Origin of the sequence: Pseudomonas sp. NPDC087804 (assembly GCF_044742965.1) — a bacterium.
Classification (GTDB): Bacteria; Pseudomonadota; Gammaproteobacteria; order Pseudomonadales; family Pseudomonadaceae; genus Aquipseudomonas; species Aquipseudomonas rustica.
In genome coordinates, this window is sequence record NZ_JBIUVN010000044.1 from 1 (window position 1) to 16,234 (window position 16,234).

The 16,234-nt window shown below is 56.6% G+C and carries 14 protein-coding genes; 7 read left to right on the plus strand and 7 right to left on the minus strand.

All coding sequences use genetic code 11. From position 1 onward, the window contains the following. Together rsmG and mnmG are read right to left on the minus strand one after the other, a co-directional pair. A partial coding sequence (gene rsmG / locus ACIOMO_RS27090) for a 16S rRNA (guanine(527)-N(7))-methyltransferase RsmG (protein WP_401244549.1) occupies positions 1-676 on the minus strand: 676 nt, incomplete at its 3' end. Next, positions 673-2,571 (minus strand): tRNA uridine-5-carboxymethylaminomethyl(34) synthesis enzyme MnmG, encoded by a 1,899-nt coding sequence (gene mnmG, locus ACIOMO_RS27095; RefSeq protein WP_053125290.1) that lies wholly within the window; start codon positions 2,569-2,571, stop codon positions 673-675. The genes rsmG and mnmG, both read right to left, overlap by 4 nt. A 571-nt stretch (positions 2,572-3,142) precedes the next feature. On the opposite strand from mnmG, the gene ACIOMO_RS27100 reads away from it, so the two are divergent. The 3 genes from ACIOMO_RS27100 (at position 3,143) to ACIOMO_RS27110 (ending at position 7,151) form a co-directional block, all read left to right on the plus strand. Beyond that, the gene (locus ACIOMO_RS27100) at positions 3,143-3,649 is read left to right on the plus strand and encodes a sigma-70 family RNA polymerase sigma factor (protein ID WP_401244551.1); all 507 of its coding nucleotides are present in this window, start codon (positions 3,143-3,145) and stop codon (positions 3,647-3,649) included. Beyond that, positions 3,649-4,596, plus strand: a complete 948-nt coding sequence (locus tag ACIOMO_RS27105) for a FecR domain-containing protein (protein ID WP_401244553.1) — start codon at positions 3,649-3,651, stop codon at positions 4,594-4,596. The genes ACIOMO_RS27100 and ACIOMO_RS27105 overlap by 1 nt, the downstream gene beginning before the upstream one ends. 119 nt (positions 4,597-4,715) lie before the next feature. After that, the gene (locus ACIOMO_RS27110) at positions 4,716-7,151 is read left to right on the plus strand and encodes a TonB-dependent siderophore receptor (protein ID WP_401244555.1); all 2,436 of its coding nucleotides are present in this window, start codon (positions 4,716-4,718) and stop codon (positions 7,149-7,151) included. A 43-nt stretch (positions 7,152-7,194) separates the two neighbouring features. Here the strand turns inward: ACIOMO_RS27110 and mnmE are convergent, their stop codons facing one another. The 5 genes from mnmE to rpmH form a co-directional block, all read right to left on the minus strand. Then, on the minus strand, positions 7,195-8,565 hold the full coding sequence (mnmE, locus tag ACIOMO_RS27115) for a tRNA uridine-5-carboxymethylaminomethyl(34) synthesis GTPase MnmE (protein ID WP_400755708.1): 1,371 nt from the start codon (positions 8,563-8,565) through the stop codon (positions 7,195-7,197). 79 nt (positions 8,566-8,644) lie between these two features. Further along, positions 8,645-10,324, minus strand: a complete 1,680-nt coding sequence (gene yidC / locus ACIOMO_RS27120) for a membrane protein insertase YidC (RefSeq protein ID WP_053125297.1) — start codon at positions 10,322-10,324, stop codon at positions 8,645-8,647. Between the two features lie 2 nt (positions 10,325-10,326). Beyond that, positions 10,327-10,572, minus strand: a complete 246-nt coding sequence (yidD, locus tag ACIOMO_RS27125) for a membrane protein insertion efficiency factor YidD (RefSeq protein ID WP_401244557.1) — start codon at positions 10,570-10,572, stop codon at positions 10,327-10,329. Next, complete coding sequence (gene rnpA / locus ACIOMO_RS27130; protein ID WP_042704971.1) at positions 10,565-10,966, minus strand: ribonuclease P protein component; 402 nt, start codon at positions 10,964-10,966, stop codon at positions 10,565-10,567. The genes yidD and rnpA overlap by 8 nt, the downstream gene beginning before the upstream one ends. Positions 10,967-10,982: 16 nt before the next feature. Continuing rightward, positions 10,983-11,117 carry a 50S ribosomal protein L34 gene (gene rpmH / locus ACIOMO_RS27135; protein WP_003213577.1) on the minus strand — a complete coding sequence of 45 codons (135 nt, stop codon included), beginning with the start codon at positions 11,115-11,117 and terminating at the stop codon, positions 10,983-10,985. A gap of 567 nt (positions 11,118-11,684) precedes the next feature. Here rpmH and dnaA point away from each other — a divergent pair. From dnaA to ACIOMO_RS27155, 4 genes are all read left to right on the plus strand, one after another. Beyond that, positions 11,685-13,211 (plus strand): chromosomal replication initiator protein DnaA, encoded by a 1,527-nt coding sequence (dnaA, locus tag ACIOMO_RS27140; RefSeq protein ID WP_401244559.1) that lies wholly within the window; start codon positions 11,685-11,687, stop codon positions 13,209-13,211. A gap of 39 nt (positions 13,212-13,250) precedes the next feature. Continuing rightward, positions 13,251-14,354, plus strand: a complete 1,104-nt coding sequence (gene dnaN / locus ACIOMO_RS27145; protein WP_053125301.1) for a DNA polymerase III subunit beta — start codon at positions 13,251-13,253, stop codon at positions 14,352-14,354. Positions 14,355-14,368: 14 nt separating this feature from the next. Then, positions 14,369-15,472, plus strand: a complete 1,104-nt coding sequence (gene recF, locus ACIOMO_RS27150) for a DNA replication/repair protein RecF (protein ID WP_053125303.1) — start codon at positions 14,369-14,371, stop codon at positions 15,470-15,472. Positions 15,473-15,477: 5 nt separating this feature from the next. Next, a partial coding sequence (locus tag ACIOMO_RS27155) for an ATP-binding protein (RefSeq protein WP_401244561.1) occupies positions 15,478-16,234 on the plus strand: 757 nt, incomplete at its 3' end.

Sequence of the window (16,234 nt, forward strand, 5' to 3'; positions counted from 1 at the left end):
AGACCTTAGCCCTTCTGGCTTGTGTTGCCAATGATGCCGTGCGGCGCAGTATCAGCAGATGGCGTTGGCCTTGGCAACCGGGTACGGCCAGGGCGCGTTCGCTATCGAGTTTGAAGTCTGCCGGCAATGCTACCAGCTCATCAGCCGGATGAACGCCCTTCATTGCCAGCCAGCGTGTATCGGCGTCGCCCAAATGGCGAGTCCAGTTGGTGAAGTTCTCCATGCTGCTGAATGCCCGGGAAATGATCCCGTTGAACGGCTCTGCAGGCTGGAAAGCTTCGACACGACTGTGGATAACTTGCAGGTTATCCAGTTTGAGTTCGAGTTTGACCTGAGTCAGGAAGCGGGTTTTCTTGCCGTTGCTGTCCAGACAGGTCACTTGCGAGTCCGGGTACAGGATCGCCAACGGGATCCCTGGCATGCCGCCGCCGCTGCCGACGTCGAGCCAGCGGCCGTTTTCGATGAACGACATCACGCTGAGACTATCGAGCAAGTGCCGCGAAACCATTTCATCCGGATCGCGCACAGCGGTCAGGTTGTAGGCCTGGTTCCATTTGATCAACAGGGCCAGATAACCCAGCAGCAATTCGTGCTGGGTTTCAGTGAGGTTGACACCGAGCTCGCGGGCTCCTGTGGATAACTCTTCGGCGTGTTGCGAAGTGACCTTAGAACTCAAGCGCTTTGCTCCAACTGACGGCCCGCGCCGCGTTTTTTCAAATGAATCATCAACAGCGAAATCGCTGCCGGGGTCACGCCCGGGATCCGCGAAGCCTGGCCCAGCGTCTCTGGTCGAGTCGCGCCGAGCTTGCTCTGGATCTCCTTGGAGAGACCGGAAATGTTGGTGTAATCGATATCCACAGGCAATTTCGTGTCTTCACTGGCGCGCAGACGGGCGATTTCGTCCTGTTGACGGTCGATGTAACCGGCGTATTTGGTCTTGATTTCAACCTGCTCGGCAACCTGTGGATCTTCGGCGCCGTTGCCGGTCACTTCGACCAGACCAGCGTAGTCGATTTCCGGACGGCTCAAGAGGTTGAGCAAGTTGTATTCGTGAGTCAGTGGCGTACCGAATTTTTCGGCAATCGCATCGCCCTGCTGGGTATTCGGGCGAACCCAGGTGCTTTTCAGGCGCTGCTCTTCGAGTTCGATGCTTTCGCGTTTCTTGCAGAAGGCCGCCCAACGCGCGTCATCGACCAGACCGAGCTCGCGACCTTTTTCGGTCAGACGCAAGTCGGCGTTGTCCTCGCGCAGGATCAGGCGGTACTCGGCACGGGAAGTGAACATGCGGTACGGCTCTTGGGTACCGAGGGTGATCAGGTCGTCGACCAAAACACCGATGTAGGCTTCATCGCGACGCGGGCACCAGGCTTCTTTGCCCTTGGCGCGCAGTGCGGCGTTGGCGCCAGCGAGCAAACCTTGAGCGCCGGCTTCTTCGTAACCGGTGGTGCCGTTGATTTGCCCGGCGAAGAACAGACCGCCGATGACTTTGGTTTCCAGGCTGTACTTCAGATCGCGCGGATCGAAGTAGTCGTACTCGATCGCATAACCCGGACGCACGATGTGTGCGTTTTCCATGCCGCGAATCGATTGCACGATCTGCAATTGCACGTCGAACGGCAAGCTTGTGGATATCCCGTTCGGATACAGCTCGTGGGTGGTCAAACCTTCCGGTTCGATAAACACCTGATGGCTTTCCTTGTCGGCAAAGCGGTGGATTTTGTCTTCGATCGACGGGCAATAGCGCGGGCCGATGCCTTCGATTTCACCGGCAGCGGAATACATCGGCGAACGATCGAGGTTCGCGGCGATGATTTCGTGGGTGCGGGCGTTGGTGTGAGTAATCCAGCAGCTGACCTGGCGTGGATGCTGTTCTTTGTTGCCCATGAACGACATCACCGGGATCGGCGTATCACCGGGTTGCTCGGTCATCACCGAGAAATCCACAGATTTGCCATCAATACGCGGCGGTGTGCCGGTTTTCAGGCGCCCGACACGCAGTGGCATTTCACGCAGACGGTGTGCCAGGGCGATCGACGGCGGATCACCGGCACGGCCGCCGGAAAAATTCTGCAAACCGATGTGGATAAGTCCGCCGAGGAACGTACCGGTGGTCAACACCACGGAATCGGCGAAGAACCGCAGACCCATTTGCGTGACAACACCACGGACTTGTTCCTGCTCGACGATCAGGTCGTCAGCGGCTTGTTGAAATATCCACAGGTTCGGCTGGTTTTCCAGGATTTCGCGGACAGCGGCCTTGTACAGAATACGGTCAGCTTGCGCACGGGTCGCCCGTACGGCTGGGCCTTTGCGGCTGTTCAACACGCGAAACTGTATGCCGCCCTTATCGGTAGCCATGGCCATCGCGCCGCCGAGGGCGTCGATTTCCTTGACCAGATGACTTTTGCCAATGCCACCGATGGCCGGGTTGCAACTCATGGCACCGAGAGTTTCCACGTTATGCGTCAGCAACAGGGTTTTTGCCCCCATACGTGCTGAGGCCAGTGCTGCCTCGGTACCGGCATGACCGCCGCCGATGACGATCACTTCAAAACGGGAAGGGAAATCCACCACGCACCTCGTGCCTGCTTAAGTAGGTAATTCAGGAATAGTTTGAGATCAGGTTTTTGAACCTGGTCGACAAGTATAGGGACTTCGCCCTTCCTAAAGAACCCTTTGCACAAAATTTAACCAGCTGTGGAGAACTCAAGGTTAAAAGAATAAAAAAGAGAGAAATTTATAAAACCTTTGTTTTTATGTTTATTTCTACTGAGCCTACTTTCTGTGGATAGATCGCTACAGGCCTTTATATTCAATATGTACAGAGATTCAAAACCCTGTGTTCATGTGCCAATGAGGGCCTTGGATAACCGGTTTAAGCCTGTGGATGAAAGGGGTGGTTATCCACAGAGGGGTTTATATCCAGTTTTGAAGCCCTGTTATCAACTGCCCTTAGTGGCAGTTATTCACAGTGCTTAATCCACAGAAAATCGATAAAACGGCGTTTTCGAGGCGCAAAAAAAATCGCCAACGAGGGTTCGCTGGCGACAAAGAAGCCGATGGAGGGAAGTGCGAGGGCTATTGTGAGAGGACGTAACAGAGGCTAATAATAGGCATTATCATTAACTCGCCCAATTTTCCTATGTCCTTACCCGCCCACACTGCTGCGATCGAGCAAATCTACGAGCAACACCATTCGTGGCTATACGGGTGGCTCAAGGGAAAATTGCGTGACGCCTGCGATGCCGCCGATGTCGCGCATGACACGTTCGTGCGGATTCTAGCGGCGCGCAATGCCGCACAGATTCGCGAGCCACGGGATTATCTGGCGACCATTGCACGCGGTCTGGTCATTGATCGTTATAGAAGACAGGCCATCGAAGCCGCGTATTTGCAGACCCTCGCGGCTCGACCGGAAGCCACCGCCATAAGCGAGGAAGACAAGGCGCTGATCATCGAAACTCTGATCGCTGTGGATAAAGCCTTGGCCGGGCTCGGCGCCAGAAGCCAACAAATCTTTATGCTCTCGCAAATCGATGGCCTGACTTATCAACAGATCGCTTTGCAGCTGAAGGTTTCGCTGACCACGGTGAAGAAGCACATGATCCGCGCGCTGACGGAATGTGCCCTGATCATGGCGCAACGTTGATGGCCCTCGCCCCCAATCGCCAGATCTTCGAAGCGGCCGCCAGTTGGTATGTGCAGTTTCAGGCTGATCCGCCAACGCTCGCCGAACAAAAGGCCTGGCAGTTGTGGATAGATAGCGACCCGGCGCATCTGGCGGCGTGGAACCAGATGGAACAATTGCAGCGCCACCTCGGCACGCTGCCACAGGATCTGAAACGTCGCGCGCTAAATAACGGTCAGCAACGTCGCCAAGTGCTGAAACTGTTGCTGCTCGCTGCGGGCACGGGGTTCGTTGGCTGGAATGTTCAGCAACACACTTCCTTGGGAAATGTCTGGGCCGACTATAAAACCGGCGTTGGCCAGCGTCGCAATATCACATTGGCGGATGGCAGCCAGATTCAACTCAACACCGACACTGCCATTGATGTGTCTCTCGACCCGGCTCAGCGGCTGATTCGCCTGCGCTCCGGCGAGATCCTCATTCAAACCGGAAAGCTGGGTGATCAACGGCCCTTTTTCGTCGAAACCCGGGATGGCCGGATTCAAGCATTGGGCACTCGTTTCTCCGTTCACCAGCTATCGAGTTCTACCCGAGTTGGAGTGCTGGAAGACCGGATCAGTGTTCAGCCCGGTGATACTTCAACGGCCGCAAAAATCTTGCAGGCAGGCGAAGGCGCTGATTTTGATCGTCAACACATAGGGCTCATTCATCCGTTCAAACCCTCGGAAGTGGCGTGGATCAACGGCCAATTGATCGTCCTCGATGCACGCTTGGGCGATGTGATTGACGAGTTGGGCCGTTATCGCAGCGGAGTTTTGCATTGCGACGCGCGTGCCCGGGAGCTGCGGGTTTCCGGGACATTCCGCCTGAATTCAACTGACGCAGTCTTGGCCAATCTACAGGCGTCGCTGCCGATCAACGTGCGCTATTTCACTCGTTACTGGGTCTCGATCAGCCACAACGTTTGAACGAAATTTCGCCTGGGCAAAATAAATCGCAAACAGGGTTATCTTTTTTTGCCCTGACCCGGCCCTACAGGTAATCGCGATAAACGCGGCTCTTTGCCACCTTCAGGGCTTATCCACCCATGCGTCTTCCCACGTTTCGTCAGCGTTTTTCCTACCACTGCATTGCTTACAGCCTACTGATGACCAGCGCCGCGTCCTGTCTGGTGATCAGCCATAACGCCGTCGCTGCATCGGCCACTCAGCGTTATGCGATTGCAGCGGGCCCTCTGGACAATGCACTGAGCCAGTTCGCCTCGGCCGCCAACGTAATTCTGTCGTTCTCGCCGCAACAGACCAGCCGTTTGCGCAGTGTCGGGTTGAACGGCAACTTCACCGTCGACCAAGGTTTTGCCCAACTGCTGCAAGGCTCAGGTTTGCAAGCCGTACCGCAGGCGCCGGGCAGTTACATTCTGCAGGCGCTGCCAAACGGTGATTCGCTGGAGCTGGCCCCGACCAACATCAATGGTCAGTTGGCCAACCCGATGAATCTGGATTACGCGGCGGACGTCGGATACAAGGCGCAGAACAGTCGAATCGGTACGAAAACCAGTACGCCGTTGTCGGAAACGCCGCGCTCGGTGTCAGTCGTTACCGCACAACGCATGAAAGATCAGAAATCTCAGACACTCACCGAGGTGCTTGGCTACGTGCCGGGGATCTTTGCCCCACCGTTCGCCGCCGGCGACAGTCTGGCTGGAGACCTGTTCTATATTCGCGGTTTCAACGCCACCGATTATGGCTACGGTCTGTTGCGCGATGGACTACGCGTACAGGGCAACCGCTATGACACCAGCACCGAGCCCTACGGACTGGAGCGCGTCGAGATTTTCCGTGGCCCGTCGTCTCTGCTGTATGGGGAAAACGCTCCGGGCGGTCTGGTCAATTTGGTGAGCAAACGCCCAACCGCCGCACCGCAAGGCGAAGTGCAATTGGGTTATGGCTCGAACAATCGCCGGCAGCTCGGCGTGGATGTCTCCGGCCCGCTCAATGACAGCGGCAATGTTCTCGGGCGCGTGGTGATGCTTGGCCGCAAGTCCGACACCCAGACCGATCACGTTCCGGACGACCGCATTTACATCGCGCCATCGCTGACCCTGAATTTCGACGATTACAACACGCTGACCCTGCTGGCCAACTACCAGAAGGATCACACCAACATGGAACTTGGCCTACCGGCCGCCGGGACTTTGCTGACCAACCCCAACGGCAAGTTATCCAAAGGCACCATGCTCGGCGACCCAGACTGGAACACTTTCGAACGGGAAACCTGGAGCACCGGCTACGAGTTCAGCCACTCGTTCAACGACGACTGGCAGTTCCGCCAGAACTCGCGCTACATGCAGTCGCGCATCACCCGTCACGAAACCTGGCCGGGCAACCTCAATAACGCCGGGTTCGGTACGCGTCTCAACATGACTGCCTACGATCGCTTCAACAAATCGATGGTGTACTCGCTGGATAACCAGCTGGAAGGCAAATTCCAGGTCGGCGGTCTGGAGAACACCGTGTTGTTCGGCGCCAGCTACGATCGCACCTCCTTTAATCAGGACTGGAACGCCGGCATCGTCGGGCCGATTGATGTGTATAACCCGGTTTACCTGCGCGATCCGACGACACCGATTGCGGTGCAAAACACCTTGCTGGAACAGCAGATGAAAGGCGTTTATGCACAGATCCAGAGCAAGTACGACCACTGGCTGTTCCTGCTCGGTGGCCGTCAGGATTGGGTCGACAGTGATTTCCGCGACAAGGTCGCTCAGTCGAGCGACATCAGCTCCGAGGACAAGAAGTTCACCTATCAGGGCGGCGTGATGTACCAGTTCGACAATGGCATGACGCCGTATGTCAGCTACTCGACCTCGTTCGTGCCGGTGCAGCAGATTTCCAATGCCGGCGCGCCACTCGATCCGATCACCAGCAGCCAATATGAAGTGGGCCTGAAGTACGAACCGATAGGCTGGGACACCGCGTTTACGGCGTCGGTGTATGACCTGCGCAAAAAGGACGACACCTACTTCGACGCCACCACATCGAGCTATCGCCAGGTGGGCGAAAGCCGTTCCAAGGGTGTGGAACTGGAACTCAACAGCAACCTGACCCAGAACCTCAACGTGACTGCGGCTTATACCTACACCGACGCGCGAATCACCAAAGATGCCGCGACGTCATTGGTCAAAGGCCATCAAATGACCGGCGTGCCACGTAATCAGGCTTCGGTATGGGCGAAATACCGTTTCCTCGATGGCGACTTGAAAGGTTTGTATGTGGGTGGCGGTGTGCGTTACTTCGACAGTGCCTTCGCTTACACCTCGCCTTCTCTCTACGGAAAGCTGGATGCCGGCGACGTCACTTTGATGGATGCGGCCATCGGTTATCAGATCGATACGCACTGGAGCGTCGACCTGAACGCGAAGAACCTGTTCGACAAGGAATATGTGTCGGGTTGCAACGACGCGGGTCGTTGCTATTGGGGTGAGGATCGCACTCTGCTCGGTACAGTTTCCTACAACTGGTAAAACGAAAAAGGGGCTGTGGATAAATTGTCCACAGCCCCTTTTGTCATTTGCCGATACAGAAACTGGAAAAGATTCGTCCCAACAGATCATCAGAGCTGAAAGCCCCGGTGATTTCGCCGAGAGAGTGCTGGGCCTGGCGCAAATCCTCCGCCAGTAACTCTCCGGCGCCAGCCAAGGTCAGCTGGGCGCGGCCGTGTTCCAGTGCCGCACTGGCGTGGCGCAAGGCCTCCAGATGCCGGCGACGTGCACTGAAACTGCTTTCCGACGTCTGCTCGTAACCCATGCAGGCTTTGAGATGATCGCGCAACAGATCCAGGCCTTCACCGGCCGACTTGGCGCTGAGACTGATCGTCACGTGCCCGTCTTCACTGGTTTCCAGAACAATGGCTTCGCCGGTCAGGTCGGCTTTATTGCGGATCAAGGTGACTTTCGCCGGATCCGGCCGGGTTTCGAGGAACTCCGGCCACAGGGCAAACGGATCCAGCGCTTCCGGCGCAGTGGCGTCGACTACCAGCAACACCCGATCAGCTTCGCCAATGGCTTTCAATGCGCGCTCGACGCCTATCTTTTCCACATGATCATCGGTATCACGCAGGCCAGCGGTATCGACAACGTGCAACGGCATGCCGTCGATGTGGATATGTTCACGGAGGATGTCGCGAGTGGTGCCGGCGATCTCGGTAACGATTGCCGCTTCGCGACCGGCCAACGCATTCAACAGGCTGGACTTGCCGGCGTTCGGACGGCCGGCGATCACTACGGTCATGCCATCGCGCAACAAGGCACCCTGCCCGGCTTCGCGCAGCACTGTGGATAATTCATCGCGCACTTTGTCGAGCATGCTCAGCACATGGCCATCGGCGAGGAAGTCGATTTCTTCTTCTGGGAAGTCGATGGCGGCTTCGACGTAGATGCGCAGACCGATCAACTGTTCGGTCAAGTTATGCACACGCTGAGAAAACGCCCCCTGCAGAGAACGCAGCGCGTTGCGCGCAGCCTGTGCAGAACTGGCTTCGATCAAATCGGCAATCGCCTCGGCCTGGGCCAGGTCGAGTTTGTCATTGAGGAAGGCGCGTTCGCTGAATTCCCCCGGGCGCGCCAGACGGCAGCCCAGTTCCAGGCAGCGCTTGAGCAACATATCCAGAACGATCGGGCCGCCGTGGCCCTGCAATTCCAGAACGTCTTCACCGGTGAACGAATTAGGCCCCGGGAAATACAGCGCCAGACCTTCGTCGAGCACCTGTTTGTCGTCAGTTAAAAACGGGCCGTAATGGGCGTAACGCGGTTTCAGTTCGCGGCCGCTGATGGCTTTCGCCGCAACACTGGCCAACGGCCCGGAAATACGGACGATGCCCACACCACCACGGCCTTGAGCGGTGGCGACAGCGGCGATGGTTTCACGAGGTACGCTCATTAACCGGAATCCAGACAAAAATGACAGATAGCAAAACGCCCCACTAGGGGGCGTTTTGAGTGGTTATCCACAGTGTAAATCAAGCGGCTGCTTTGGTAGCCCGTTCGATCTTACGTGTGATGTACCACTGTTGGGTGATGGACAGGCAGTTGTTCACAACCCAGTACAGCACCAGACCAGCCGGGAACCACAGGAAGAAGAAGGTGAAGATGATTGGCATCATTTTCATGACCTTCGCCTGCATCGGATCCGGAGGAGTCGGGTTCAACTGCTGCTGGATAAACATGGTTGCGCCCATGATGATCGGCAGAATGAAGAACGGATCCTTGATCGACAGGTCAGTGATCCACAGCATGAACGGCGCCTGGCGCATTTCCACGCTTTCCAGCAGAACCCAGTACAGCGAAAGGAAAACCGGCATCTGCACGAGGATTGGCAAGCAACCACCCAGCGGATTGATCTTCTCTTTCTTGTACAGCTCCATCATGGCTTGCGACATTTTCTGCCGGTCATCGCCATGTTGTTCTTTCAGTGCAGCCAGTTTCGGTGCAACGGCACGCATACGCGCCATCGATTTGTAGCTGGCAGCCGACAGAGGGAAGAAAAGACCCTTGATCAGCATGGTCAGGAAGATGATCGACCAGCCCCAGTTACCAACGATCGCATGGATGTGTTGCAGCAACCAGAAGATCGGTTGAGCAATGAACCACAGAATGCCGTAGTCGACGGTCAGTTCCAGACCTGGGGACAACTGCTTCAGCACAGCCTGGCTTTTCGGACCGGCGTACAGCACAGCGCTGGTTTCAACTTTGGCACCTGGTGCTGCGGTCAGTGTTGGACCGGTGTAACCGATGATGTAGTTGCCTTTGCTGTCTTTACGGGTCTGAACGACGTTGTTTTCGCCCTTCGCCGGAATCCACGCGGTCACGAAGTAGTGTTGCAGCCAGGCTACCCAACCACCGGTGACGGTTTCTTTCAGCTGCGCCTTGTCCATGTCCTTCATGGACACTTTCTTGTACGGCTCCGAACTTGTCCACAGGGCAGCGCCCAGGTAAGTCGCGGTGCCAGTAGCAGTGGTGGACGAAGGGTCAGCGCTGTTATCACGCTTCAACTGAGCAAACATTGCGCCGTTCCAGGGCTGAGCGCTCTGGTTATCCACAATGTAGGAAACGGCTACGTCGTACAGGCCGCGTTTCAGGGTGAAACGCTTGATGTAATTGACGCCGTCCTTGCTGAACTTCAGGTCTACGACCAATTGGTCCTGACCGTCAGCCAGTTGATAAGTCTTCTTCTCCGAGGAGTAGACCGGACGACCGGCCGGGTTTGCGTCCGGGCCGTTGGTGCCGATCAGACCGCTTTGGGCCAGATAAACACGTTCGCCGCCGTTATCGAACAGCTGGAACGGAACATCAGGACGATCCTGACGACGTGGATACAGAGGCAAGGTCAGTTGAGCAACATCACCACCTTGTGGATCGATCGCGAGATCGAGCACGTCGGTTTTGATCTGGATCAGATCCTTGCTGGCGGCTACCGGTGTTTCGGCAGGAGCGCTGGTATCGCTAGCGGCGCGCGGAATATCGTCACTGGCGGCAGCATTATTGCCAGTGGCGGTGTCCGGCAAACCGGATGTAGTCGTACTGGAAGCAACATTCTGAGTCGGCAAAGCAGCCTGACCATAGTCCTGGTTCCATTTAAGAACCATAACGTAGGCCACGATTGCCAGGGCGACGATCAGGATCGTGCGTTTGATATCCATGATTACTCGGCCATCGAAGAAGAACGGGAGGTAGGGATAGGTGGAACCGGGTCATAACCACCGGGATTCCACGTATTACAGCGACCAAAACGACTAAAGGTCAGCCAGCCACCGCGCAGATGGCCATGATTTTCAATGGATTCATACGCGTAGCAGGAACAACTGGGGTAGAAACGACAGTGGCTGGCCATCAAAGGACTAATGGCATAGCGATAAAACTGGATCGGAACGAGGGCCAGTTTACGCATCAGGACTGTCTACCCCTACAGTTTCGGTTTTGACTTCTGGAACTGGCTTGCTGCGTGCCAGACGCTTCCAGAGCTTGCCGAAATGCTGAATCAATTCGGGGTTTTCTACATCGCCAAGACCTTTGCGCGCGACGATAACGATGTCCCAGCCGACCAGTGAATCCTGGTGCAGACGAAACGATTCGCGCATCAAACGTTTGAGGCGATTGCGCTCAACGGAGAGCTTTACGCTCTTTTTCCCGATAACCAGCCCGAGACGGGGGTGATCAAGATCGTTGTTGCGTGCAAGGAGCAGGAGATTTTTCCCCGGAACCTTGCCGGTAGGGGAGTCAAAGACTGCCTTGAAATGCCGGGGGGTAAGCAGACGCTTTTCCCGACTGAAGTCCTGACTCACCTCCAGTACCGGATTATCAAACTGCCAGACGCGCACGACCTTTGGCGCGGCGACGCGACAGGACAGCACGGCCGTTCTTGGTAGCCATGCGAGCACGGAAGCCGTGAGTACGGGCGCGTTTGATAGTGCTTGGTTGGAAAGTACGTTTCATTGTCGTGTTACCTGGTTCGTCCACAACGGGCCGGAATGGCCCCCGTTTTAAGAGACCGGGGATTCTAGAGAAAGCAAGCCCTCAGGTCAATTTCCAACCAGCGTTTCCTTATAAATAGATCTGGGGGGCCTCTTTGGCTGAAAGCCTGTCTGCCAAACATAAAAATAAAGAAGGGACTTATTTAAAGCTTTTTTGTAAAGCTTATTAAAGCTAGGGCCGTCATCTTCTGTGGATAAGTGCCATTAGCCCTTATTTCACGTGATGTACAGAGAATGACAACTACAGTGGAAAACCGTGTTCAGCCTGTGCTGCACTGTCGGATAACCTGTGCGTGGAATGGCCTGTTATCCACAGGCAGGTTATCCACCGAGTTCAACCCCCAGTTGTCCAGTGCCCTCAGGGGCGGTTATCCACAGAGCTTATTCACACACCGTTGGTCGCCTTTTTTTGGTTTAACGCATTGATAAATCATGTTCACCGGGCAACCTGCATGTGGATAAGTGGGCGGCTCGCCGCTACAATGGCCGCTTGTTTTTGCCTCACCGGCTTTCAACTTAGGGGATATCCGTGTCAGTGGAACTTTGGCAGCAGTGCGTGGAGCTTTTGCGCGAGGAGCTGCCTGCCCAACAAATCAACACCAGGATCCGTCCACTACAGGTCGAAGCCGAAGGCGACGAGTTGCGCGTCTACGCACCGAACCGTTTTGTTCTGGACTGGGTCAACGAAAAGTACCTGGGGCGCGTCCTTGAACTGCTGGATGAGCACGGCAACGGCATGGCGCCTGCGCTTTCCTTATTAATAGGCAGCAAACGCAGCTCGGCACCGCGTGCCGCACCGAATGCGCCACTGGCGGCAGCGCAAGCTTCCCAGGCGCAAGCGAATGCTGCCCCGGTGAACACGCCAGCGCCGACTCAGACGCCAGCACCGAGCGCCAAGCGCTCGACGCAGAAAAGCCCGGAAGTCAGCGATGAACCGTCTCGCGACAGCTTCGACCCGATGTCCGGCGCCGCTTCGCAGCAGGCCCCGGTTCGCGCCGAGCAACGCACTGTGCAGGTCGAAGGTGCGCTCAAGCACACCAGCTACCTGAACCGTACGTTCACCTTCGAGAATTTCGTCGAAGGTAAATCCAACCAGCTCGCCCGCGCGGCGGCCTGGCAAGTGGCGGATAACCCGAAGCACGGCTACAACCCACTCTTCCTTTATGGTGGCGTTGGCCTGGGTAAAACTCACTTGATGCACGCGGTGGGTAACCATCTATTAAAGAAGAACCCGAATGCCAAGGTCGTGTACCTGCATTCCGAGCGTTTCGTGGCCGACATGGTCAAGGCGCTGCAGCTGAACGCGATCAACGAGTTCAAGCGTTTCTACCGTTCGGTGGATGCGCTGCTCATCGATGACATTCAGTTCTTCGCCCGTAAAGAGCGTTCGCAGGAAGAGTTTTTCCACACCTTCAACGCCCTCCTTGAAGGTGGCCAGCAGGTCATTCTCACCAGTGACCGCTATCCGAAAGAAATCGAAGGCCTTGAAGAGCGCCTTAAATCCCGGTTTGGCTGGGGCCTGACGGTTGCCGTCGAGCCGCCGGAACTGGAAACCCGCGTGGCGATCTTGATGAAAAAGGCTGATCAGGCCAAAGTCGACTTGCCGCACGACGCCGCGTTCTTCATCGCCCAGCGTATTCGTTCCAACGTCCGTGAGCTGGAAGGCGCGCTGAAACGCGTGATCGCCCACTCGCACTTCATGGGCCGCGACATCACCATCGAGCTGATTCGCGAATCCCTGAAAGTCCTGTTGGGGTTGCAGGACAAACTGGTCTCTGTGGATAACATTCAGCGCACCGTCGCCGAGTACTACAAGATCAAGATCTCCGACTTGCTGTCCAAGCGCCGTTCGCGCTCGGTGGCTCGTCCGCGTCAGGTGGCGATGGCGTTGTCCAAGGAATTGACCAACCACAGCCTGCCGGAAATCGGCGATGTGTTTGGCGGCCGCGACCACACCACCGTGTTGCACGCCTGCCGCAAGATCAACGAACTAAAGGAAACCCACGCGGACATCCGCGAGGACTACAAGAACCTGCTGCGTACACTGACCACTTGATGAACACCAGCGCAGCTTATTAAGGCAAGGGACTAGACCATGCATTTCACCATTCAACGCGAAGCCCTGTTGAAACCCCTGCAACTGGTCGCAGGCGTCGTCGAGCGTCGACAGACCTTGCCGGTACTGTCCAACGTGCTGTTGGTAGTCGAAGGCCAGCAACTGTCGCTGACCGGTACCGACCTTGAGGTCGAGCTGGTCGGTCGTGTGCAACTTGAAGAGCCTGCGGAAACAGGTTCCATCACCGTGCCTGCGCGCAAGCTGATGGACATCTGCAAAAGCCTGCCCAACGATGCGCTGATCGACATCAAAGTCGACGAGCAGAAGCTGGTGGTCAAGGCCGGCCGTAGCCGTTTCACCCTGTCGACCCTGCCTGCCAACGACTTCCCGACCGTTGAAGAAGGTCCGGGTTCGCTGACCTGCAGCCTTGAGCAAAGCAAACTGCGTCGTTTGATCGAACGCACCAGTTTCGCCATGGCTCAGCAGGACGTGCGTTATTACCTCAACGGCATGCTGCTGGAAGTGTCCGAAGGCATCATCCGCGCCGTGGCCACCGACGGTCACCGTCTGGCCATGTGCTCGATGAAAGCCGATATCGGTCAGCCGGATCGCCATCAGGTGATCGTGCCGCGCAAAGGTATTCTCGAACTGGCACGTCTGCTCACCGAGCCGGACGGCAATGTCAGCATCGTCCTGGGTCAGCACCACATCCGCGCGACCACCGGCGAATTCACCTTCACCTCGAAACTGGTCGACGGTAAATTCCCGGACTACGAGCGTGTTCTGCCGAAGGGCGGTGATAAGTTGGTATTGGGCGATCGCCAAGCGTTGCGTGAAGCGTTCAGCCGTACCGCGATTCTGTCCAACGAGAAATACCGTGGTATCCGTCTGCAACTGGCCAACGGTCAGTTGAAGATCCAGGCCAACAACCCGGAGCAGGAAGAAGCGGAAGAAGAAGTGGGCGTTGAATACAACGGCGGCTCCCTGGAAATCGGCTTCAACGTGAGCTATCTGCTCGACGTGCTGGGCGTGATGACCACCGAGCAGGTTCGCCTGATTTTGTCCGACTCCAACAGCAGTGCGCTGGTGCAAGAGTCTGACAACGACGACTCGGCTTACGTTGTCATGCCGATGCGTCTGTAATCAGCTGACCCTGGATGTCCTTAAGTCGTGTTTCGGTCACCGCGGTGCGCAATCTGCACCCGGTGACCTTCTCCCCCTCCCCCCGCATCAACATTCTTTACGGCGCTAACGGCAGCGGCAAAACCAGTGTTCTGGAAGCCATTCATCTGCTGGGGCTTGCCCGTTCGTTTCGTAGCACGCGTCTGTTGCCGGTCATCCAGTACGAACAACTCGCCTGTACTGTGTTCGGTCAGGTCGAATTGGCCGAGGGTGGCCATAGCGCTTTGGGCATCTCGCGCGATCGTCAGGGCGAGTTCCAGATACGTATTGACGGGCAGAACGCCCGCAGCGCTGCGCAACTGGCGGAGATCCTGCCGCTGCAGTTGATCAACCCGGACAGCTTCCGCCTGCTTGAAGGCGCGCCGAAGATTCGCCGGCAGTTTCTCGACTGGGGCGTGTTCCACGTTGAGCCGCGTTTCATGGCCACTTGGCAGCGTTTGCAGAAGGCCTTGCGCCAGAGAAACTCCTGGCTGCGGCATGGTACACTTGACGCCGTTTCACAAGCGGTTTGGGACAGGGAACTGTGCCAGGCCAGCGCTGAAATCGATGAATACCGCCGCGCTTACATCAAAGCCTTGAAACCAGTCTTTGAACAAACCTTGAGCGAACTGGTTGAGCTCGAAGGTTTGACGCTCAGCTATTACCGAGGCTGGGACAAAGACCGGGAATTGAGCGCCGTACTGGCTGGATCCCTGCAACGGGATCAGCAAATGGGTCATACCCAGGCCGGACCGCAACGCGCTGATTTGCGTCTTAGATTGGGCGCCCACAACGCCGCGGACATTTTGTCCCGGGGTCAGCAAAAGTTGGTGGTCTGTGCACTGCGGATTGCCCAAGGGCACTTGGTCAGCCAGGCCCGACGCGGTCAGTGTATTTATCTGGTGGATGACCTGCCGTCCGAACTGGACGAGAACCACCGCCGCGCGCTGTGCCGTTTGCTGGAAGACTTACGCTGCCAGGTGTTTATCACCTGTGTAGATCACGAATTATTGAGGGAAGGCTGGCAGACGGAAACGCCAGTCGCTTTGTTCCACGTGGAACAGGGCCGTATCACCCAGACCCACGACCATCGGGAGTGAAGGCATTGAGCGAAGAAAATACGTACGACTCAACGAGCATTAAAGTGCTGAAAGGCCTGGATGCCGTACGCAAACGTCCCGGTATGTACATTGGTGACACCGACGATGGCAGCGGTCTGCACCAGATGGTGTTCGAGGTGGTCGACAACTCGATCGACGAAGCCCTCGCCGGCCACTGCGACGACATCAGCATCATCATCCACCCGGATGAGTCCATCACCGTTAAAGACAACGGCCGTGGCATCCCGGTAGACGTGCACAAAGAGGAAGGCGTTTCCGCCGCCGAGGTCATCATGACCGTCCTCCACGCTGGCGGTAAGTTCGACGACAATTCCTACAAAGTATCCGGCGGTCTGCACGGTGTAGGTGTTTCTGTAGTGAACGCGCTGTCCGAAGAACTTGTACTGACCGTTCGCCGCAGCGGCAAGATCTGGGAACAGACCTACGTCCACGGCGTGCCTCAGGCACCGATGGCTATCGTTGGCGACAGCGAAACCACCGGCACCCAGATTCATTTCAAGCCGTCGGCTGACACCTTCAAGAATATTCACTTCAGCTGGGACATCCTGGCCAAGCGTATTCGTGAGCTGTCCTTCCTCAACTCCGGTGTCGGCATCGTCCTCAAGGACGAGCGCAGCGGCAAGGAAGAGCTGTTCAAGTACGAAGGCGGCCTGCGTGCGTTCGTTGAGTACCTGAACACCAACAAGACTGCGGTCAACCAGGTGTTCCACTTCAACATCCAGCGTGAAGACGGCATCGGCG

Bases quoted from the DNA above. Each gene is read 5' to 3' on its own strand.
- yidC (WP_053125297.1), bottom strand. From the start codon at position 10,324: ATGGATATCAAACGCACGATCCTGATCGTCGCCCTGGCAATCGTGGCC.
- ACIOMO_RS27110 (WP_401244555.1), top strand. From the start codon at position 4,716: ATGCGTCTTCCCACGTTTCGTCAGCGTTTTTCCTACCACTGCATTGCT.
- ACIOMO_RS27105 (WP_401244553.1), top strand. From the start codon at position 3,649: ATGGCCCTCGCCCCCAATCGCCAGATCTTCGAAGCGGCCGCCAGTTGG.
- dnaN (WP_053125301.1), top strand. From the start codon at position 13,251: ATGCATTTCACCATTCAACGCGAAGCCCTGTTGAAACCCCTGCAACTG.
- mnmE (WP_400755708.1), bottom strand. From the start codon at position 8,565: ATGAGCGTACCTCGTGAAACCATCGCCGCTGTCGCCACCGCTCAAGGC.
- yidD (WP_401244557.1), bottom strand. From the start codon at position 10,572: ATGCGTAAACTGGCCCTCGTTCCGATCCAGTTTTATCGCTATGCCATT.
- rpmH (WP_003213577.1), bottom strand. From the start codon at position 11,117: ATGAAACGTACTTTCCAACCAAGCACTATCAAACGCGCCCGTACTCAC.
- recF (WP_053125303.1), top strand. From the start codon at position 14,369: ATGTCCTTAAGTCGTGTTTCGGTCACCGCGGTGCGCAATCTGCACCCG.
- ACIOMO_RS27100 (WP_401244551.1), top strand. From the start codon at position 3,143: ATGTCCTTACCCGCCCACACTGCTGCGATCGAGCAAATCTACGAGCAA.